Raw genomic sequence first — 19,062 nt, 5'->3', positions numbered from 1 at the left:
GTCCCCAGGCTCGTACCCGTCCGCACCCCGCACCCGCCGGTTTTCCTCCGGTCGTGGTGCGGGGTGTGTGCGTTGTGGTGGCTACGCTTGCGGGCGGACGCGGTGTGGAGAGAGGCGGGCGGCCGGGGTGGGCGAAGTGAGGGCCAAGCGGATGCCGCGGGCCGTTCGGGAGCGTCAGATGCTCGACGCGGCGGTGCGGGTGTTCGGGGAGCGTGGGTACCGGGCCGCGTCGATGGACGACATCGCGGAGCTCGCCGGGGTGTCGAAACCGCTGGTGTACCTCTATCTGAACTCCAAGGAAGAGCTCTTCTCGGCGTGCATCCAGCGCGAGTCGGCGGCCCTGGTCGCTGCCGTACGCGCGGGTGTCTCCGGCGACGGGGGAGCCGACCGGCAGCTGTGGGACGGGCTCCGGGCGTTCTTCACGCACACGGCGCACAACCCCGACGGCTGGGCCGTTCTGCACAGCCACGCGCGGACGGGCGGTGAGCCGTTCGCCGTCGAGGTCACGGCCATGCGGGAGGAGATCGTCGCGTTCGTGACCGGGCTGATCGCCGCGGCGGCCCGGGAGGCGCACGGCGATCCCGCGCTGCCCGACCGCGAGGTCGCCGGGCTCGCGCAGGCACTGGTCGGGGCCGCGGAGGCGCTGGCCGGCTGGGCCGTCACGGACCCGTCGGTCACGGCCAAGGAGGCCGCGGCCACGCTGATGAACTTCGCCTGGTCGGGCCTCGGGAACCTGATGGAGGGCCGGCGCTGGTCACCCGCCCCCGGCGCGTAGCACCTCGCCCGTGACATGGGTGCGCGCCGAGCGGAGCTCGAAGGCGGGCCCCCGGGACGCGTAGGTCACGGTCGCCGGCAGGAGTACGGGGGCCTTGAACGCGGCGCGTACCTGCACCTCGCCGTCCGCGCCGTGTTCGGCGAGACAGCGGGCGACCGTCCACATGCCGTGCGCGATGGCGCGCGGGAAGCCGAAGAGGCGGGCCGTGAGCGGGTGCAGATGGATGGGGTTGCGGTCGCCGGACGCGGCGCCGTAGCGGCGGCCCAGGTCGGCGGGCAGCTTCCATTCGGCCACGGCGGGCAGCGGCTCGGGGCGCTCCTCTGCCGCCGCCGCGGCGGGTGTGTCGGTGCGGTGGCGCGCCAGGTAGGTGCTGGTCGAGGTCCACGCGCGTGTGTCGCCCGACCGCAGCTCGGTGACGACCGTGGCCTCTGTACCGCGCCGGTGGGGCGCCAACTCCTTTACATATACGGAGAGTTCGTACGCCTCGTCGACCGGCAGATCGTGCCCTTGGGTGACGGTGATGGAGGTGTGGACGAGGCCGAGCAGGGGGAGCGGGAAGCGCCGCTCGGCCATGATCCGCATCGCCAGGGGGAAGCCGAGGACGTGCGGATACGTGACCGGGAGTGCGGCCTGGTCCGGGGCGAAGCCGCACACCTCGCGATACGCGGCCAGGCGGGTACGGTCGGCGCGGGCGGCCGGCAGGACCAGGCGGGTCGCGGGGGCCTCGGCGCCGGGGCCCGGGCGCTTGAGGGGTGAGAGCAGGGCGCCGCGGGCCAGGAGCGGAGGCAGGGACGGGGCGGCGGTGAGCGTGACGGTCGTCATGGTCGTCAGGCCCCCAGCAGGCTCTGGCCGCAGACGCGGACGACCTGGCCGTTGACGGCGCCGGAGGCGGGGTGGGCGAGCCAGGCCGTCGTCTCCGCCACGTCCACCGGGAGCCCGCCCTGTCCGAGGGAGTTCATGCGGCGGCCCGCCTCGCGGATGAACAGGGGGACGGCGGCCGTCATCTTCGTCTCGATGAAGCCGGGCGCCACCGCGTTGACCGTGACGCCGTGTTCGGCGAGCGCCTTGGGGGCGAGGGAGCGGGTCAGTCCGGCGATGCCCGCCTTGCTTGCCGCGTAGTTCGTCTGGCCCGCGTTCCCCGCGAGACCGGCGATGGACGCGGTGGCGACGACGCGGCCGCCGCGGCTGAGCGTGCCGGACTTGAGCAGGGCGTCCGTGGTGGTCAGGACGCTCGCGAGGTTCACGTCGAGGACCGTGGCCCAGCGGTCGGCGGGCATCTTGGCGAGGGTGCGGTCCCGGGTGATGCCCGCGTTGTGGACCAGGGTGTCCAGGGCGGGGACGGCGTGCGTGATCCGCTCGGCCGTGTCGGGGGACGTGATGTCGAGGGGCAGCGCGGTCGCGTCGAGGCGGGCCGCAAGGGCCTCGAGATCGGCCTGTGCGGACGGCACGTCCAGGAGGATCAGGCGGGCCCCGTCTCGCGCGAGGACCTCTGCCACCGCCTCGCCGATGCCGCGGGCGGCGCCCGTGACCAGGGCCGTGCGGCCGGCCAGGGGGCGCGCCCAGTCGGCGGGGGCGGTGGTGTCGCCGGCCGCGACCTCGATCACCTGGCCGCTGACGTACGCGGACTTGGGGGACAGGAGGAAGCGGAGGGTCGACTCGGCGGCTGCCACGGGCCCTTCGACGCGTACGAGGGTGACGGTGCGGCCGTGGCCGATCTCCTTGCCGAGGGAGCGCGCGAACCCTTCGATCGCCTGCTGGGCGGCGGCCTGGTGGTGGTCGTCGCGGGAGAGCGGGGCGCCGAGCACCACGATGCGGCCACTGGGCGCGACCGAGCGCGCGACCGGGTGCAGGGCCGCGTGCACCTCGGCGAGCGTGGCAATGCCCGTGACCGCGGTGGCGTCGAGGACGATCGCGGCGGGGCGCTCGGCCGCCGCCCGTACGTCGGCGCCGGTGCGCGCCAGCAGCCCCGCGAGCTCCGCCGTGTGCCCGGACTCGCCCGCCGTGAGATGGAGCAACGGGCCGGCCAGCGCCGGCCGTTCGGGTGTCCAGCGGTGCAGCTGTGCGGGCTGGGGGAGGCCCAGGCGGCGGGTCAGGAAGCGGCCCGGGGCCGTGCCGGTGAAGTTCAGATAGCGGTCGGCCATTGTCCGACTCCCTGCTCGGTCGGTAATTTACTTCTGAGTAAGGTTACTGAACAGTCAGGAGTTGGTCGAGATGGAACGCCCAGACCGCCGAGTGCGCGCAGATCTGCCGCGCCGCGTCGCGGTCGTCGGCGGCAGCCGCATCTCGTTCGCCCGCTCCGACGGCCCTTACGCGACCACCTCGAACCAGGACATGCTGACCGCGGCCCTCGACGGCCTCGCCACGCGCTACGGCCTCCGGGCTCCGGGCGCCGTCGGCGAGTTCGTCGCCGGAGCCGTCCTCCAGCACAGCCGCGACTTCGCCCTCGCGCGCGAGACGCTCTCGGCTCCGCACTCGACCCGCGCACTCCGGCGTACGACATCCAGCAGGCCTGCGGCACCGGGTTCCAGGCCGTGATCGCAGCTGCCAACAAGTCCTGAGCGAACGCGACGCCCTCTCCCGTGGACTGATCTCGATGCGCCGCCGGCGGGCAGGGCGTCGCCGCGATATTCGAACGCGCTTGAGGAGTAAGGGAGTTCAGGGCTCCCGGCGGTCCGGGCGGGCCGCCGGGTCCAGGCGGAGCATCGCCGCCTCGTCCGGGCTGCCGGGCTCGGCCTGATACGTGACGAGGCGCTGGCCGCCCGTGCGGGCCAGCTGCATGACCTCGAAGGTGAGGGTCATCCGGCCGACCTTGGGGTGCGCGAACGTCTTGGTGCCGCCGCCGCGCTCAAGGACCTCGTAACGGTCCCAGAGTTTCGCGAACTCCGGGGATTTCAGGACGAGTTCACCGACGAGGGCGGCCAGCTCCGGCGAGTTCGGGTCCTTGCCGCCCACCGCGCGCAGGTGCGCCACCGACTGGGCGACCGTCTCCTCCCAGGGGACGTAGAGGACGCGGCCCACGGGGTGCAGGAACAGATACCGCGTGATGTTGCGCTCCTCGTCCGGCCAGTCCCACAGGCCGGGCAGGAGGCGGCGGCCCGCCGGGTTCGCCGCCAGCACGTAGTTGTGCGGGCTCACCACGTACGCGGGCAGCGGACTCAGCGCCTCCAGGACCCGCAGGACCGAATCGCGCACCGTGCGGTCGGTCGTGGGGTGCGGCTCGGTGAGGCGGCCCGAGGCCAGCTCGGCCAGGTCGTGGAGGCGCTCGTGCGCGTCGCCGCACAGCCGCAGGGCGCGGCTGATGGCGTCGATCACGGCCGTGGAGGGGTTCGTCTCGCGGCCTCGCTCCAGGCGCGTGTAGTAGTCGACGCTGACGCCGGCGAGCGTCGCCAGCTCCTCGCGGCGCAGGCCCGGCGTCCGCCGGATACCCGCGCCCGCGGGCAGCCCTGCGTCCGCCGGGCTCACGAGCGCGCGCCGCGCCTTGAGATATCTGCCCAGTTCAGTGCCGTCGTTCGTCGCTCCACCAGCCATACCTCCATTGTCCCCGCTCGGCGAGGTCTGTGGGGGGCCGTGTCAGGACCAGGAACAGCGCGCCCCGGTGAACGGCGCCCTGCCACCTCGCGCCAACACCGCGCAGAGTTGGACCCGTTGCGGGCGGCGAGGCCACCGCGGACCCAGGGGGTGCACGACACCGGGCCGCGGCCGCGGTTGCCGAAGCCGCCCGCACGAAGCCTTGCCGGGAAGGACCGACGGACCACGTCGCCCACCCGTTTCTCCACCCGAGGAGCCCCGAATGCCGTCCGTCGCCACCCGCTCCGACCAGCGGAACCCGACCCGCGTCCGCAGACCGGTGGTTGGTTCGCCGGCACCCGCACAGGCGTCCGGCTTCGCCCTCGTCGCCGCACTCCTCGGCTTCACCGTCATCTCCATCGACGTGTCCGCGGTGAACATCGCCCTCCCCGCCATCCGTACGTCCCTGCACGGCGGCATCACCGGGCTCCAGTGGATCGTCGACGCGTACACCCTGATGTTCGCCGCGCTCATGCTCTCCGCCGGGGCGCTCGCCGACCGGGCCGGTGCGCGGCGCGCCTACGCCTGGGGCGTCGGACTGTTCACCCTCGCCTCGCTCGCCTGCGCTCTCGCGCCCGGCATCGGCACGCTCGTCGCGGCCCGTGTCGTCCAGGGCGGCGCCGCGGCCATCGTGATGCCGGCCTCGCTCGCGCTGATCCGCCAGGCCTACGAGGACGCGCGCCACCGCGCACGGGCCATCGCCCTGTGGACAGTGGGCGGTTCGGTCGCCATGGCCGTCGGCCCCGTCCTCGGCGGCATACTCACCGAGGCCGCAGGCTGGCGCGCCGTCTTCTTCCTGAACCTGCCGGTGGGCGCCCTGATCCTGGCCCTCCTCGCCCGTGTCCCGCGCTCCCCGCGCCGTCCCGCCCCGCTCGACCTGGCCGGCCAGGTCACCGCCGTCCTCGCGCTCGCCGGGCTCGCCTTCGCGGTCATCGAGGGCGGCCACGCGGGCTGGACCGCCCCGTCCGTCCTCGCGGCACTCGCCGTGGCCGTCGCCGGGGCGCTCGCCTTCCTCGCCGCCGAGAAGCGCCACCGCGCGCCCATGGTCCCGCTGCCGCTGCTGCGGCGGCGCGACGTGAGCGTGTCCCTCGCCATCGGCTTCGCCGTCAACGTCGCCTTCTACGGCACGATCTTCCTGCTCGGCCTCTACTACCAGCAACTGCGCGGCATGTCCGGCACCGAGGCGGGCCTCATGTTCGTACCGCTGGCCGCGATCATCACGTCGACCAACCTCGTCTCCCCGCCGATGGCCGAGCGCTTCGGCCGCCGTCCCGTCATCGTGACCGGGCAGGCCGTCCTCGCCCTCGGCATGTTCTGCCTGCTGCCGCTGGCCGCGCACACCCCGGTCTGGCTGATCCTGCTCCTGCTCGTCCCGACGGGCATGGGCGGCGCGTTCGCGGTCCCCGCGCTCACCGCCCTGCTCATGGACAGCGTTCCGGCGGCCCGCGCGGGCACGGCCTCCGGCCTCCTGAACGCGTTCCGCCAGACCGGCGGCGCCCTCGCCGTCGCCCTCTTCGGCTCGCTGATCGCGGGCGGCGCCGGTGACGGCTTCTCGCTCGGGGGCATGCGGACGAGCCTGATCGTCGCGGGCGGCCTCCTGTGCGTGACGGCGGCGCTGGCGGCCTGGGCCCTGCCCAGGAAGAAGGAGGGCTAGGACGGGGCGGAGGGCGCGTTGCGCAGGCAGTGCGCCAGGCACCGCCGCCGGAACTCGGCGTCCTCGCCCAGCCGTTCCAGCAGATGCTTGCCGTACGCGCGCGTGGCCGCCGTCATGCGGAAGGCGCCGGGGATCGACGGCTCGGGTGTGAACAGGAAGTGGGCCGCGAGCTCCTCGAAGGCGTGGGCGAGCTCGTCGGGCGGCAGCCGGTCGTCCGCGCACACCGTCACCGTGTCGGACAGGGTGAAAGGCCCCGTGAAGACGGAGGCCCGCGCCCACAGCAGCCGTTCGCCGGGCGGGCAGAGCCGCTGGCTCCAGCGCAGCGAGGCGCGCAGCGTGCGCAGCCGGTGCGGCAGTCCGGGCATCGGGGCGGGCAGGTCGAGCAGGTGCTCCGGGCGGCCGATGAGCGACAGCAGGTCGTCGGCGTCGTGGCGTTTCAGCTGGCCCGCCGCGATGCGCAGGGCGAGCGGCAGACCGCCGAGTGCCGCGCAGACGCGGCGGACCGGCTCGGCGTCCGGGTCCCCCGGCGCGCCGAGTGCCCGCGCGGCCGTCCTGAGCAGGCGGGCCGCGTCGCCGGGGGTGAGCGGGGGCAGCGGGAACGTGACCGGGGTGTCCAGTGGGACCCTGCTGGTGGCGAGGACGCGCAGCTCCGGGCACGCCTGTACGAGGTGCAGCAGCGTGGCGGCGCACTCCTCGGCCTGCCGCTCGCAGGTGTCGACGACGAGGAGCACCGGGCGCCGCCCGATCGCGGCGGCCAGCGCGGGGAGTTGCGGCACCGCGGGATCGCCGTCGATGCGCAGGGCGCGGGCGAGCGCGTGCGGCACGAGCCCGGGGATGTCGAGCGTGGCCAGATCGGCGGTGCCCTTGGCGGACCAGGGCTCGCGGCGCAGGCGCCGGACGACTTCGGCGGCGAGCGCGCTCTTGCCGACGCCGCCCGGCCCGGCGACCGTCACCAGGCGCTCCGCGCGCAGCAGCCCTTCGAGCGCGGCCGCGGCGCCGCCCCGGCCGACGAGTCCCACGGCCCGGGTGTGCAGGAGCTCCGGCATGTTCTGGTGCCTCCGTCGTGCTGCCTCTTGCTGCGTTCCGGTCGGATGCGGCCAGCATGTGCCGGGCGGGCGGTCCCCGGCACAGGTGCGTGCGCAGGGATCGGCACACCTGTCCTCTGCGCGGGGTCCGGTCGGTGACGCGGGCCGATCACAGTAGCGGCGGTTCGTCCGACGCCGGTCTGCGCGACCGATCGGAACCGCTATCTGTTCGTAGGTTGCCGAACGTGCCCGACCGGGAGCGAGTTGGAGGCGTTACCCGCCCGATCCGGAACGGATTGACGTACTCGCGTGGCCGCTACGGCACGCCCGCGAGCCGCAGGAGGCCCGTCGTCGCGGCGGCGCCCACCACGACGACGGCGAAGGGCGCCTTCCGCCACGCGAGCACCCCGCCGGCCAGCACTCCGGCGGGCCGCGCCCACCCGGCGAAGCCGTGCCCCTCGGTCAGCGCCCCCGTCGCGAGCAGACCCACCAGCAGCACGGTCGCCCCTACGGTCAGCAACTCCTGCACCCGCGCGGGCAGTTCGACCCGCCCGTGCAGCAGGGGCCCGGCGAGCCGGAAGACGTACGTCCCGGCGGCCAGGACGAGGACGGCGACGAGCGTGGCGTTCACGAGGGGGCTCCCGGGGAGGTCTTACGGGAAGGGGATCCCGAGCGGGGCGTGCGGGAAGGGGTTCCCCGCCAGGGCGTTCGGGCCACGAGCAGTCCGGTCAGCGCCAGCAGGACCGGCACCCCCGCGGGCAGCACCGGCGTCGCGGCGACCGCGATCACCACGCCGGCCGCCGCGGCCCGCCGCACCCCGGCCGAGCCGCGCAGCGCGGGCAGCACGAGCGCAAGGAGCACCGCCGGGAACGCCGCGTCCAGGCCGAACCTGGCGGTGTCCCCGAGTGCGGAGCCCGCGAGCGCCCCGGCGAGCACGCTGAGGTTCCAGGCGGCGAAGAGCCCGAGGCCCGATATCCAGAACGCCGCCCTGCGCCGCCGGGGATCGCGCTGCGCGAGGACGAACGCCGCCGTCTCGTCGGTGACGAGGTGCGCCCCGACGAGACGCACGGGCCAGGACCGGCCGAGCGCGTCGGCGACGGCCAGACTGAACGCCGCCGTGCGGGTGTTGAGCAGCAGCCCGGTCGCCGCGGCGGCCACGGGACCGCCACCCGCCGCGAGCACGGCGACGGTGCTGAACTGCGCCGATCCGGCGAAGACGATCAGCGACATCAGCACGGGAACCCAGACGGGCAGCCCGCCGGTGACCGCGATCGCGCCGAAGGAGACACCCACGACGGCGTCGGCGAGGCAGACGAGCGCGATGTCGCGCAGGAGGCGCCGGTCGGCGCGGGCGGGAACGGCGGCGGGGTCCGAGGGCGTGACGGAGGCCACCGTTCGCTCAAGGGGACTGTCTGTTCGGTGTGGCGAACGCATACTCGTAGAATGGACACGAGACCGCCCGTTCGTCAAGGCGAACGTTTTGGTCCGCCTCAGCGAACGAACGGTGAGTAGGAGCAGCATGGCCGGCGACACCCCCCGCCTCCCCCTCGACCGCATCGCCGCGGCCCTGCGCCGGGAGCGCGGCCGGGCCGGGATCTCCCTGTCCGAGCTGGCCAAGCGTGCGGGGATCGCCAAGTCCACGCTTTCGCAACTGGAGTCGGCGAGCGGGAACCCGAGTCTGGAGACCCTCTGGGCGCTGAGCGTCGCGCTCGACGTCCCGCCGAGTCTGCTGCTCGACCCGCCGCGCCCCGTCGTCCAGGTCATCAGGGCGGGCCAGGGCGTCGCCGTTCCGTCGGAGCAGGCCGACTACGCGGCGACGCTGCTCTCGCCGAACCCGCCGGGCTCCCGCCGTGACCTCTACTTCCTTCAGGTCGAGCCCGGCGCGCCCCGTGAATCGGAGCCCCACATGCCGGGCGCCGTCGAGCACATCGTGGTGGGCACGGGCCGGGTCCTCGCGGGACCCCAGGACGACCCGGTCGAACTCGGTCCGGGCGACTACATGTCGTACCCCGGCGACGTCCCGCACACCTGCCGCGCCCTGGAGCCGGGTACGACCTGCGTTCTGGTCATGCAGTACGCGTGAGCCGAAAGGCAGGAGCCCCGTCTCCGCCGTGTGCCGGGGCACTTGGCGGAGCGGGGCTCCTTGGGTACTGCATCCGTTCCGGAGTCACGACGTCCCAAGGGCAAACCTGGGGACGCCCCACTTACATGGGGGTGACGTTCTCCGCCTGCGGGCCCTTCGGACCCTGCGTGACGTCGAAGCTCACGGCCTGGTTCTCCTCGAGGGAGCGGAAGCCGTTTGCGTTGATCGCGGAGTAGTGGACGAAGACGTCCGGGCCGCCGCCTTCCTGGGCGATGAAGCCAAAGCCCTTTTCAGCGTTGAACCACTTCACGGTTCCGGTAGCCATAAGCCCTCCTTGGGCCAAAGGGTCGCCCTGCTCCAGAACCTGCAAATGCACTTGCGAACAACTGCAAAAGTCTGAATACGACGAGAGCCCGCGGTCACATGCTCCGCAGGCTCTGTACTGCAAGGGAAACCAAACTGCAACTTGCGGGCGAGCCTAGCACGCAGGCACCGGAATGCAATAGAGGGAAAGATCACGTCACCCGGAGGTTTGACACGGGGCGCCAAAGGGTTGACGGGGCCGACTCGGGGACCCTGAAGCCTGCACCGTACCGCATGGGGTCTAGCCTCGCGATGTGGACAATTCTCCCGAGACCCCGCAGCGCAACCGGCCACGAGTCGGCCACATCCAGTTCCTCAACTGCATGCCCCTGTACTGGGGACTTGCCAGGACGGGAACGCTCCTCGACCTCGAGCTCACGAAGGACACCCCGGAGAAGCTCAGTGAGAGCCTCGTCCAGGGCGACCTCGACATCGCGCCCATCACCCTCGTCGAGTTCCTGAAGGCCGCCGACCAGCTCGTCGCCTTCCCCGACCTCGCGGTCGGCTGCGACGGCCCGGTGATGTCGTGCGTGATCGTCTCGCAGGTACCTCTCGACCAGCTCGACGGGCGGCGGGTCGCGCTCGGCTCCACCTCGCGCACGTCCGTGCGCCTCGCGCAGCTGCTGCTCGCCGACCGTTTCGGCGTACAGCCCGACTACTACACGTGCCCGCCCGACCTGGGCCTGATGATGCAGGACGCGGACGCGGCCGTGCTCATCGGGGACGCGGCCCTGCGCGCCAACCTGCACGACGCGCCGCGCCTGGGACTGCAGGTGCACGACCTGGGCGCCCTGTGGAAGGAGTGGACGGGACTCCCGTTCGTCTTCGCCGTGTGGGCCGCCCGCAAGGACTACGCGGAGCGCGAGCCGCTCATCACGCGCAAGGTGCACGAGGCGTTCCTCGCCTCCCGGGACGTGTCCCTGGAAGAGGTCACCAAGGTCGCCGAGCAGGCCTCCCGCTGGGAGGTCTTCGACGAGCAGGTCCTCGAGCGCTATTTCACGACGCTCGACTTCCGCTTCGGCGCGCGGCAGCTGGAGGGCGTCACGGAGTTCGCCCGCCGGGTGGGTCCGACGACCGGCTTCGCGGCCGATGTCCGGGTCGATCTGCTGCAGCCGTGACGCGGTAGCTCCGCCGGCCCCGGAAGGCGTACGGGAATTCCCCCGCGGGAATTCGCGTACGCCTTCTGTGTGCCGCCCCTCTCGCCTGCGGGGCAATTCCGGCTATCCGGGAAACAACGGGCCGTTCGGCTGCGATCGACGGTGAACGTCAGGAATTTCACCGGTGAACGTTTTGAATACGCCGGGCACGCGGATATCGGAGCGATACGTTCCGCGAGGCAGCGACTGAGGCGGCGACTACGGGAAGCCGTGACAGGGGAGTACTACCCTGGCCCGACCGGAGCGTGGGCACAGGGGGAGGCCAGGTCATGCAGCCGCTGGAAGCCGGCGAACCGACCACGATCGGGCCCTACCGGCTGCTCGGAAGACTCGGTTCGGGCGGAATGGGCCGCGTCTACCTGGGGCGCAGCGCCGGAGGCCGCACCGTCGCGGTGAAGGTCGTCCATCCGCACTTCGCGCTCGACGAGGAGTTCCGGGCGCGCTTCAGGCGCGAGGTCGACGCCGCGCGCCGCGTCGGGGGTGCCTGGACGGCGCCGGTCCTCGACGCCGACCCGGAGGCGGCCGTCCCGTGGGTGGCGACCGGGTACGTGGCAGGCCCCTCCCTCGCGCAGGCCGTGAAGGAACACGCCCTGCCCGACCACTGCGTACGGGTCCTGGGCGCGGGCCTCGCCGAGGCGCTGTCGGCGGTGCACGGTCTCGGGCTCGTCCACCGCGACGTGAAGCCGTCGAACGTGCTGCTCACCGTGGACGGCCCGCGCCTGATCGACTTCGGCATCGCCCGCGCCACCGACGGCACCGCCTCCCTCACCTCCACCGGCGTCTCGATCGGGTCGCCCGGATACATGGCGCCCGAGCAGATCCTCGGCAAGGGCGTCACGGGCGCCGCCGACGTCTTCTCCCTCGGCGCGGTCCTGGTCTACGCGGTGACCGGCACGTCCCCGTTCTCCGGCGACTCGTCCGCCGCGCTCCTCTACAAGGTGGTGCACGAGGAACCCGAACTCGGCCTGGCGCGCGGGGAACTGCGCGACGTCGCCGCCGCGTGCCTGGCGAAGGACCCGGCCGCGCGGCCCACCCCTGACGAGGTGGCGAGCGCTCTCGCCCCGCGGGGCGCGGCCCGGCTCGTGGCGGCGGGGTGGCTGCCGGGCGCACTGGTGGAGCAGGTGGGGCGCAGCGCGGTGGCACTCCTGGACCTGGAGGGCGCGGCGCCGGCGGGTACCGCGGAGCGTTCGGGGCCGGTCGGCTTCAGCACGCCCTCGGTCGACTGGCCGTCGGACGCGGCGGGATCGCCGGCCGGGGTGTTCGGGCCGCCCGATCCCGCGTACGGGCCGGCCGCCGTGCACGTGCCCGCCCCTGCCGACGCCGCCGTGCCCGCGCCGCGCACCGAGGTGCCGGGCGCCGGGAAGCTCTCCGTCAGCGTGGCCGCGACGTCCGTGCCCGGCGCCGGCGGGCGTGGACGCAGACTCAGCTGCACGGTCGCGCTCGGTGTCGCGGGCGCCCTCGCCGCCGTCACCCTGGGCTCGGTGTTCCTGCTCGACCTGCTGCCCGGCTCCTCGAAGGGCGGAAGCGACACGGCGGGCGGCCGTCCGCCCGCGGCGACGGCCTCGGCCTCCGCCTCCGCCCCGAAGGGCACGATCCCCGCCTCCTACGTGGGCACCTGGGAAGGCCCCGGCACCGGGCTCGGCGGCACGCTGCCGATGGGCACGTTCCGCGTCACCGTCGAACAGGGCCGGATCGGCGAGGAGTTCGGCACGTTCCATCAGACCGACCCGATCGGCGCGGTCTGCGAGGACGTCCTCGTCCTCAAGAGGGTCGAGAAGGACCGGATCGTCGCCACGGGCATCGCCAAGAAGTCGAACGGCGGGCAGTGCACCACCGGCCGCCACGAAGTCCGCCTGGTCAAGTCGAAGTCGGGCGACCGCCTCACCTACGAGACGGACAACCCGCGCGCGGGCGACCCCGTCGCCACGATGCGGCCCGCCGGCTGACGGGGCCGAGGCGGGCCGTGCGCGACACATGGAGGGGGAGCGGGGACTTGGGATGCGGCAGGAACTGGGGAGCGAACGGGCCGCTGGTCGGTCCGGTGGCGTGGAAGGGCGTCAGCGCGTTCGTCGTGACCGACGTCGAGCGGGCCGTCTCGTGCCCGCGCAAGCCGGTGAAGGAACGCCTCGCTGTACGCGTCCCCATGGCGGCCGCGGGCGTGCGCCACTTCGCGCCCGCGGCGTACGTCGTGTGCGGCGGCGAGGACGCCGTCAAGTCGTATGTGGCGGAGGCCGGTCGGCTCGATCGGCGGCGCGCGTTCGCTCCGGCGGCGCTCGGCCGGTAGGCGACGCCGGTACGTGAATCGCCGGTGGATACGGGGAAGAGGCGGGGATGGTGGATGTGCTGCTGGTCGTGGCCGGGGCGGTGTGGGGCGCCGCCGCCGGGCTGTTCGTGCCGCGTGCCGCGTACCGGTTGTCCGTGGAGCCGGACGAGACGTGGCGGGCGAGTTGCCCGGACGGGCATCCGCTGCCGGGCGGTGCGCGCGGGTGGCTGGGCCGCGGACGGTGCGCGGTGTGCGGCCACGCGCTCGGCCCCGGCGCCCTGACGCCCGTACTGCTCACCGCCGCCGTCTGCGCCGCGCTGGCCGCAGCCACCGGAACCCGCCCCGAACTCGCCGCCTGGCTGCTCCTCGCACCGCCCGCGGTACTCCTCGCGGTGGTCGACGCCCGGGTGAAGCGGCTGCCCGACGTCCTCACCCTGCCGCTCGCCGCGGCCGCCCCGGCCCTGCTCGGCCTGGCCGCGCTGCTGCCCGAGCCGGGCGGCGACTGGCAGACGGCGCTGCTGGGCGCGCTCGCGCTCGGCGGCGGCTACCTCGTGCTCTTCCTCATCCACCCGCAGGGGATGGGCTTCGGCGACGTGAAACTGGCCGTCGGCCTGGGTGCGGTGCTCGGCTGGTACGGGTGGGGGCTCGTGTTCGTCGGCACGTTCGCCGGGTTCCTGTTCGCCGCGCTGTACGGCGTGGTTCTCGTGATCGCACGGCGGGCCGGCCGCAGGACGGCGATCCCGTTCGGGCCGTTCCTGCTCGCGGGCGCGCTGGCCGGCGTACTGATGGGCGCCTACGCCGCCTGACGTCGGGCGACAGGAGGTGCTGGCGTACGCTGAGACGGTCCGCCCACCCGTCTCCACGAACACAACGAAAGGGACGCCCGGTGACCGAGAAGGCCGACCTTCAGACCGTCCTCGACCGTGCCGCCGCGGGTGGACGCATCACCCCAGAAGAGGCGCTCGACCTCTACCGCGACGCTCCCCTGCACGCGCTCGGCGCTGCCGCCGACGCCATCAGGCGCCGCCGGTACGCCGGCACCGAGCACATCGCGACGTACATCATCGAGCGGAACATCAACTACACGAACGTCTGTGTGACGGCGTGCAAGTTCTGCGCCTTCTACGCCGCGCCCAAGGACACCGCCAAGGGCTGGACGCGCGACCTCGACGACATCCTGCGCCGCTGCGCCGAGACCGTCGAACTCGGCGGCACGCAGATCATGTTCCAGGGCGGCCACCACCCGGACTACGGCGTCGAGTACTACGAGAAGCACTTCTCCGCCATCAAGCAGGCGTTCCCCCAGCTGGTCATCCACTCCCTCGGCGCGTCCGAGGTCGAGCACATGGCCCGCATCTCCAAGGTCTCCGTCGAGGAGGCCATCGAGCGCATCCACGCGGCCGGCCTCGACTCCTTCGCGGGCGCCGGCGCCGAACTCCTCCCGGCCCGCCCCCGCAAGGCGATCGCCCCGCTGAAGGAGTCCGGCGAGCGCTGGCTGGAGATCATGGAGGCGGCCCACCGCCTCGGCGTCGAGTCGACGTCCACGATGCTGATGGGCACCGGCGAGACCAACGCCGAGCGCATTGAGCACCTGAGCATGATCCGCGACGTACAGGACCGCACGGGCGGCTTCCGCGCGTTCATCCCGTACACGTACCAGCCGGAGAACAACCACCTGAAGGGCCGCACGCAGGCCACGCTTTTCGAGTACCTGCGGATGATCGCCATCGCGCGGATCTTCCTCGACAACGTGGCCCACATCCAGGGCTCCTGGCTGACCACCGGCAAGGAGGTCGGCCAGCTGTCGCTGCACTACGGCGCCGACGACCTCGGTTCGATCATGCTGGAGGAGAACGTCGTCTCCTCGGCCGGTGCCAAGCACCGCTCGAACCGCCTGGAGATCATCGACCTCATCCGCAAGGCGGGCCGCGTCCCCGCGCAGCGCGCCACGACGTACGAGCACCTCGTCGTGCACGACGACCCGGCGAACGACCCGGTCGACGACCGCGTCCAGTCGCACATCTCGTCCACCGCGATCGAGGGCGGCACGGCACACCCCGAGCTGAAGCTCGTCTCCACCAACTGAGGCTCATTTGCTGACGATCCACGTGGCCGAGGCCTCGCCCGAGGCCGCGGTCCTGGTCGACGGGGCGTCCGTCGCCGCCCTCGGCCCGTACGAGGACCTCGCCGCCGTCCGCCCGCAGGCGCGGGTGCGGCGGTGGCCCGGCGTCCTCACACCCGGCCTGCTCAACCCGTACGGGCCCGAGATCCTCGAGGGCACGTACCACCCGGACCCGCGCGAGGCCGACGAGTTCGGCACGCGGCCGGTCGTCAGGGAGCGTGCGCGGGAGATCTTCCGCGCCGATCCGTCCCGGGCCGGGGCCAGCGCGCGGCGCGGCATCCAGCAGCTGTTCGCGCACGGCACGGTCGCCGTGGCCGGGGAGCTGCGCTCCCGCGCCGTGGTGGACGCGGTGCGCAGGGCCGGGCTCGCTCTCGGGCAGCGCCCGCCGAACCAGCCGGGTCCGGTGTCCTTCTCGCCGGTGCCGCTCGTCCTGCTGCCGCCGCTGGTCGTGGGCGGACCGGCCCGGTTCGCCGTGTTCGACGTGCCGGACCGTGCCTCGCTCGCCCGGCTCGGCCCGGCCACCTGTGTGGCCACGGTCGTCGAAGGGCGCCTGGTGTACCGGCGCCGCTGACGCCGGCCCGGGGGCGTGCTGCCACAATGGACGCGTGACCCGCGCATCCCTGGACAAGCAGCCGCACGAAGTCGCTTCGATGTTCGACGACGTGGCGGACCGGTACGACCTCACCAACGACGTGCTCTCGCTCGGCCAGGCCCGGCTGTGGCGCAAGGAGGTCGCGAAGGCCGTCGACGCGCGGCCCGCGCAGAAGGTCCTCGACCTCGCGGCCGGTACGGCGACGTCCTCGCAGCCCTTCGCCCAGGCCGGCGCCTATGTCGTGCCCTGCGACTTCTCGATCGGGATGCTCCAGGTCGGCAAGAAGCGGCACCCGTGGATGCCGTTCACCGCGGGCGACGCGACGAAGCTGCCGTTCAAGGACGACACCTTCGACGCCGTGACCATCTCCTTCGGCCTCAGGAACGTGCAGGACACGGACACGGCGCTGCGCGAGCTGTACCGGGTGACGAAGCCCGGCGGGCGCGTCGTGATCTGCGAGTTCTCGCAGCCGACGTGGGCGCCGTTCCGCACGGTCTACACCGAGTACCTGATGCGAGCCCTGCCGCCGGTGGCCCGCACCGTGTCCTCGAACCCGGACGCGTACGTCTACCTCGCCGAGTCGATCCGCAGCTGGCCCGACCAGCCGGCGCTCGCGGCCCGCCTCAAGAAGGCCGGCTGGTCGGACGTGGCCTGGCGCAACCTGACGGGCGGCGTCGTGGCGCTGCACCGGGGCGTCAAGTAGCGGGCTTCCAAGCAGCGGGCTTCAAGTAGCGGACTTCCAAGTGGTGGTCCCTCAATTCCCGCTCCGCGCCCGTCCGTTGTGCCGAATCCCCGCCGCGGGGAACCGGTCACCGGGAAAGATGTGTCCGTTGAGTACGTGGTGACAGCCGGTCACCTCTGGTGACGGTACGACTTTCCCGGATGACGGAGCACTTCCCATGGCGTCGTTCTGCCCGCACTGCGGAGCCCAGGCTCCCGACGAGGCCCGCTTCTGCATGAAGTGCGGGCGGGAACGAACGCCGGAGCGCGAGCCCACGGTCCAGGGGCCCGCGGCTCCTCCCGCGGCGCCCCCTGGCCGGCCGCCCGTTCCGCCGCTCGCGCCGCCCACAGCTCCGCCGCCCGCGTTCGCCCCCGGCGGGCCCTCGCCCGTCGGCGCCTTCTTCGGGCGCGCCTTCCGCGGCGACTGGGCCGGCTCGGCGCAGGCCGCGCTGTGGCCCGTCGGACTCCTGGTGGTCGCCTCCGTCGCCCTCGCCCTCCCTTCGTACGGGCAGGGCAGCGACGTCGTCGTAGGGTTCGGCGACCGGATGCGGATCTCGCTCGCGCTGCTGCTCCAGTCGCTCGGCGGCGGCTTCGAGGTGTCGGCCTCCGGCGGCTCCTCGTCCTTCGGCGGCGGGGGCTCACCCTTCGGCTCCGGCGGCGGTGACATGGGCGCGGAGCTCAGCGGCGGCGCCGCGCTCTCCCTCGTTCCTCTCACCGTCACCGCCCTGTGGATCCTGGCGCTCTGGATCGGCGTACGCGTCCTGCGCTCACGCCTCCGGACCCGCGCGACGAGCCCGGCCGTCCCCGGCGGTCACCCCGTCCCCGGCACGTCCGGCCCCGGCACTCCCGGGCTCGAAGCCGCCCTGCGGGTAGCCCTGTTGGTGACCGCCGGCGTTCTCGTACTCGGCCTGTTCGCGCAGCCCTCGATCCAGGGCGTGCGGATCTCGTCGTCGCCCGTGCTCGCCGCGCTCGGCGCGCTCCTCATCTCGCTCGCCGTCGCCGCGGGAACGCTGCACCGGGACGACCTGGCCCAGTGGCTCGCCGCCCGGCCGGCGGCGCTGGCGCTGGTGCGGGCCACCGGGACGGCGCTGCGCGCGCTCGCCGTCGTCCTCGTGATCTGCTCGATCGCCGCGTTCATCAGCGTCGCCCAGATCGACGACCTGGGCGAGGTCTCCGACGTGTCCGACCTCGGCCAGGCCGATCTGTCGCCGCTGGTCGTCGCCCTGCTCGTGCTGCCGAACCTCGGCGCCATGGCGCTCGGCCTCGGCTGGGGCGCGCCCATCTCCTTCGAGGCGGGCGGCAGTTCGACGTACGGGGGCGGGTACCAGCACCAGTCGTTCGGGCTCTCCGAACTCGGCGACGTCACCAACTCCTGGGCGGTCGTGGGGGTGCTGGCCCTCGGCACCGTCTGCGCGCTGACCGTGGGCGTGATGGCGGCCCGACGGTCGGCCGACCGGCGCGAGCAGCTCCTTTCCGCCGGGATCTTCCTCTGTCTGTTCCTGCTGCTCGGCGCGCTCGGTGGCCTCGGCGTGCGGGCCACCGGGACAGCGTCCGACCTCGGCGGCAGCGGCACGGGCAGTGCCGGCGTGGGCCTCGGCATGGCGGAGGCGCTTCTGTTCGGGCTGCTGTGGGTGTTCGCGGCGGCGTTCCTCGCGCCGTATCTGATGCAGATGGCGGGGGCGCGGACCGGGATCGTCCCGGAACCGCAGGTGCCGCCGGGGGCGTTCGGGCCGGCGCCGGACGCCCCTGCGCCGGACGCCCTTGCGCCGGACGCCCCTGTGCAGGCGTATCCCGCTTCGGCGGCTCCCGTCCAGGCGCCTACCGCGCCGGAAGCGCCCGACGAACCGCCCGCCCCCAACGACCCGCCGAACCCCGCCGCGGCAGCCGCCCTGCCGACGGCCACCGCCGCTCCCGGGCCCACCCCCACGCCTCCCCCCGGGCCCAGCCCCGGCCCCGCCCCCGCTGCTCTGTACGACCCGCACACCTTCCAGCTCGGTGTGCAGCCGGCCGCCGCGCCGGCCAAGTCCCCGCGCCGCGCCGGGATCTGGGTCGCCACCATCGCCGGCGCGTTCGTCATCGGGGGCGGTGTGGCGGCCGGGGTGCTGCTGCTCCAGAACAACGGCGGCAAGGACGACAAGGCGGGCCGCGACGACAAGCCCGCCGTCAGCACCGAGCAGCCCGCCACATCGCAGGCGCCGACCCCGGCGCCGAGCCCCACCCCGAGTGCGACGCCGGACCGGGCCACGGACGCCACGCCGAGCACGCCCCCGGACGCGACCGTTCCGTCCGGCTACCGCAAGGCCGTCGACCCCATGGGCTTCTCCTTCGTGATCCCCGACGTGTGGTCGCGCCAGGGCGTGCAGAACGGCAGCCAGATCACCTACGCGGGCAGCACCGGTGCCGAGCACTACCTCATCGGCGTCATCCCGGACGCGGGCTACACCTCGTACGGCAACGTCCTCAACATGGAGAAGCACGCCGAGGAGGACAAGAAGAAGCAGGACTACCAGCGGATCGACCTGCGCCGGAACACCTTCCAGGGGCGGCCCGGCGCGATCTGGGAGTACACCTACCGCGACGAGGGCGGCCGGACGATGCACGGCATCGACCAGTCGTACGTCGCCGAGGACGGCACCGAGTACACGATCTTCCTCGTGGGGCAGCAGGACGTGTGGGCCGACCTGAAGAGGACGTACCGGACCGGCCTGGAGTCCTGGCGTCTGACGTACTGACGCCGGCCG

General features: G+C 73.4%; 18 protein-coding genes and 1 pseudogene. 12 read left to right on the top strand and 7 right to left on the bottom strand.

The window, feature by feature from the left end; translation table 11 throughout:
- Positions 1-127 precede the first annotated feature (127 nt).
- Positions 128-775: a TetR/AcrR family transcriptional regulator gene (locus tag OG456_RS15735; protein ID WP_266561390.1), complete on the top strand. Its 648-nt coding sequence runs from the start codon at positions 128-130 to the stop codon at positions 773-775.
- On the opposite strand, the gene OG456_RS15730 is transcribed toward OG456_RS15735, so the two are convergent.
- Together OG456_RS15730 and OG456_RS15725 are read right to left on the bottom strand one after the other, a co-directional pair.
- Positions 755-1,597, bottom strand: a complete 843-nt coding sequence (locus tag OG456_RS15730; RefSeq protein ID WP_266561388.1) for a MaoC/PaaZ C-terminal domain-containing protein — start codon at positions 1,595-1,597, stop codon at positions 755-757. The two genes, OG456_RS15735 and OG456_RS15730, sit on opposite strands and share 21 nt — an antisense overlap.
- Positions 1,598-1,602: 5 nt before the next feature.
- Complete coding sequence (locus OG456_RS15725; RefSeq protein ID WP_266561386.1) at positions 1,603-2,916, bottom strand: 3-oxoacyl-ACP reductase; 1,314 nt, start codon at positions 2,914-2,916, stop codon at positions 1,603-1,605.
- A gap of 70 nt (positions 2,917-2,986) precedes the next feature.
- Here OG456_RS15725 and OG456_RS15720 point away from each other — a divergent pair.
- Positions 2,987-3,327 (top strand): annotated as a pseudogene (locus OG456_RS15720) (acetyl-CoA C-acyltransferase); the annotation flags it as partial.
- A 103-nt stretch (positions 3,328-3,430) separates the two neighbouring features.
- Here the strand turns inward: OG456_RS15720 and OG456_RS15715 are convergent.
- Entirely contained in the window at positions 3,431-4,303 is an 873-nt protein-coding gene (locus tag OG456_RS15715; RefSeq protein WP_266561384.1) for a helix-turn-helix domain-containing protein, read from the bottom strand.
- Positions 4,304-4,565: 262 nt separating this feature from the next.
- Between OG456_RS15715 and OG456_RS15710 the strand changes: the two genes are divergently transcribed.
- Positions 4,566-5,996: an MFS transporter gene (locus tag OG456_RS15710; RefSeq protein WP_266561382.1), complete on the top strand. Its 1,431-nt coding sequence runs from the start codon at positions 4,566-4,568 to the stop codon at positions 5,994-5,996.
- Here OG456_RS15710 and OG456_RS15705 read toward each other — a convergent pair.
- From OG456_RS15705 to OG456_RS15695, 3 genes are all read right to left on the bottom strand, one after another.
- Positions 5,993-7,042 (bottom strand): hypothetical protein, encoded by a 1,050-nt coding sequence (locus OG456_RS15705; RefSeq protein WP_266561380.1) that lies wholly within the window; start codon positions 7,040-7,042, stop codon positions 5,993-5,995. The two genes, OG456_RS15710 and OG456_RS15705, sit on opposite strands and share 4 nt — an antisense overlap.
- 295 nt (positions 7,043-7,337) lie before the next feature.
- Positions 7,338-7,652, bottom strand: a complete 315-nt coding sequence (locus OG456_RS15700) for an AzlD domain-containing protein (protein WP_266561378.1) — start codon at positions 7,650-7,652, stop codon at positions 7,338-7,340.
- The gene (locus OG456_RS15695) at positions 7,649-8,455 is read right to left on the bottom strand and encodes an AzlC family ABC transporter permease (RefSeq protein WP_266561376.1); all 807 of its coding nucleotides are present in this window, start codon (positions 8,453-8,455) and stop codon (positions 7,649-7,651) included. The genes OG456_RS15700 and OG456_RS15695 overlap by 4 nt, the downstream gene beginning before the upstream one ends.
- 85 nt (positions 8,456-8,540) lie before the next feature.
- Here OG456_RS15695 and OG456_RS15690 point away from each other — a divergent pair, with 85 nt between their 5' ends.
- Positions 8,541-9,104, top strand: coding sequence for a helix-turn-helix domain-containing protein (locus tag OG456_RS15690; RefSeq protein WP_266561374.1), 564 nt, complete (start codon positions 8,541-8,543; stop codon positions 9,102-9,104).
- Between the two features lie 121 nt (positions 9,105-9,225).
- On the opposite strand, the gene OG456_RS15685 is transcribed toward OG456_RS15690, so the two are convergent.
- On the bottom strand, positions 9,226-9,429 hold the full coding sequence (locus tag OG456_RS15685; RefSeq protein ID WP_006138897.1) for a cold-shock protein: 204 nt from the start codon (positions 9,427-9,429) through the stop codon (positions 9,226-9,228).
- Between the two features lie 292 nt (positions 9,430-9,721).
- Between OG456_RS15685 and OG456_RS15680 the strand changes: the two genes are divergently transcribed.
- The 8 genes from OG456_RS15680 to OG456_RS15645 all read left to right on the top strand — a co-directional run bounded on the left by OG456_RS15680 (position 9,722) and on the right by OG456_RS15645 (position 19,053).
- Positions 9,722-10,585 (top strand): menaquinone biosynthetic enzyme MqnA/MqnD family protein, encoded by an 864-nt coding sequence (locus tag OG456_RS15680; protein ID WP_100598013.1) that lies wholly within the window; start codon positions 9,722-9,724, stop codon positions 10,583-10,585.
- 308 nt (positions 10,586-10,893) lie between these two features.
- A complete protein-coding gene (locus OG456_RS15675) occupies positions 10,894-12,570 on the top strand; it encodes a serine/threonine-protein kinase (protein WP_266561365.1) in 1,677 nt (558 codons plus the stop codon).
- 47 nt (positions 12,571-12,617) lie between these two features.
- Entirely contained in the window at positions 12,618-12,908 is a 291-nt protein-coding gene (locus OG456_RS15670; RefSeq protein WP_266561363.1) for a hypothetical protein, read from the top strand.
- A gap of 47 nt (positions 12,909-12,955) precedes the next feature.
- Positions 12,956-13,693 carry an A24 family peptidase gene (locus OG456_RS15665; RefSeq protein WP_266561361.1) on the top strand — a complete coding sequence of 246 codons (738 nt, stop codon included), beginning with the start codon at positions 12,956-12,958 and terminating at the stop codon, positions 13,691-13,693.
- 80 nt (positions 13,694-13,773) lie between these two features.
- Positions 13,774-14,973 (top strand): cyclic dehypoxanthinyl futalosine synthase, encoded by a 1,200-nt coding sequence (gene mqnC / locus OG456_RS15660; protein ID WP_266561359.1) that lies wholly within the window; start codon positions 13,774-13,776, stop codon positions 14,971-14,973.
- A gap of 7 nt (positions 14,974-14,980) precedes the next feature.
- Positions 14,981-15,580, top strand: coding sequence for a hypothetical protein (locus OG456_RS15655; RefSeq protein WP_266561357.1), 600 nt, complete (start codon positions 14,981-14,983; stop codon positions 15,578-15,580).
- Between the two features lie 34 nt (positions 15,581-15,614).
- Positions 15,615-16,304 carry a demethylmenaquinone methyltransferase gene (locus OG456_RS15650; protein ID WP_266561355.1) on the top strand — a complete coding sequence of 230 codons (690 nt, stop codon included), beginning with the start codon at positions 15,615-15,617 and terminating at the stop codon, positions 16,302-16,304.
- A 196-nt stretch (positions 16,305-16,500) separates the two neighbouring features.
- The gene (locus OG456_RS15645; protein WP_266561353.1) at positions 16,501-19,053 is read left to right on the top strand and encodes a zinc ribbon domain-containing protein; all 2,553 of its coding nucleotides are present in this window, start codon (positions 16,501-16,503) and stop codon (positions 19,051-19,053) included.
- The last annotated feature ends 9 nt before the right edge of the window (positions 19,054-19,062 follow it).

It is taken from the genome of Streptomyces sp. NBC_01446 (genome assembly GCF_026340095.1).
In the GTDB taxonomy this organism is placed as follows: domain Bacteria; phylum Actinomycetota; class Actinomycetes; order Streptomycetales; family Streptomycetaceae; genus Streptomyces; species Streptomyces aureus.
This window is presented reverse-complemented; position numbering and strand designations above follow the sequence as displayed.

What these genes read in the sequence shown, in the direction of transcription:
- OG456_RS15665 (WP_266561361.1), top strand. Translation starts at nt 12,956, where the DNA reads ATGGTGGATGTGCTGCTGGTCGTGGCCGGGGCGGTGTGGGGCGCCGCC.
- OG456_RS15710 (WP_266561382.1), top strand. Translation starts at nt 4,566, where the DNA reads ATGCCGTCCGTCGCCACCCGCTCCGACCAGCGGAACCCGACCCGCGTC.
- OG456_RS15690 (WP_266561374.1), top strand. Translation starts at nt 8,541, where the DNA reads ATGGCCGGCGACACCCCCCGCCTCCCCCTCGACCGCATCGCCGCGGCC.
- OG456_RS15715 (WP_266561384.1), bottom strand. Translation starts at nt 4,303, where the DNA reads ATGGCTGGTGGAGCGACGAACGACGGCACTGAACTGGGCAGATATCTC.
- OG456_RS15695 (WP_266561376.1), bottom strand. Translation starts at nt 8,455, where the DNA reads ATGCGTTCGCCACACCGAACAGACAGTCCCCTTGAGCGAACGGTGGCC.
- OG456_RS15685 (WP_006138897.1), bottom strand. Translation starts at nt 9,429, where the DNA reads ATGGCTACCGGAACCGTGAAGTGGTTCAACGCTGAAAAGGGCTTTGGC.
- OG456_RS15645 (WP_266561353.1), top strand. Translation starts at nt 16,501, where the DNA reads ATGGCGTCGTTCTGCCCGCACTGCGGAGCCCAGGCTCCCGACGAGGCC.
- OG456_RS15705 (WP_266561380.1), bottom strand. Translation starts at nt 7,042, where the DNA reads ATGCCGGAGCTCCTGCACACCCGGGCCGTGGGACTCGTCGGCCGGGGC.
- OG456_RS15730 (WP_266561388.1), bottom strand. Translation starts at nt 1,597, where the DNA reads ATGACGACCGTCACGCTCACCGCCGCCCCGTCCCTGCCTCCGCTCCTG.
- OG456_RS15725 (WP_266561386.1), bottom strand. Translation starts at nt 2,916, where the DNA reads ATGGCCGACCGCTATCTGAACTTCACCGGCACGGCCCCGGGCCGCTTC.
- OG456_RS15675 (WP_266561365.1), top strand. Translation starts at nt 10,894, where the DNA reads ATGCAGCCGCTGGAAGCCGGCGAACCGACCACGATCGGGCCCTACCGG.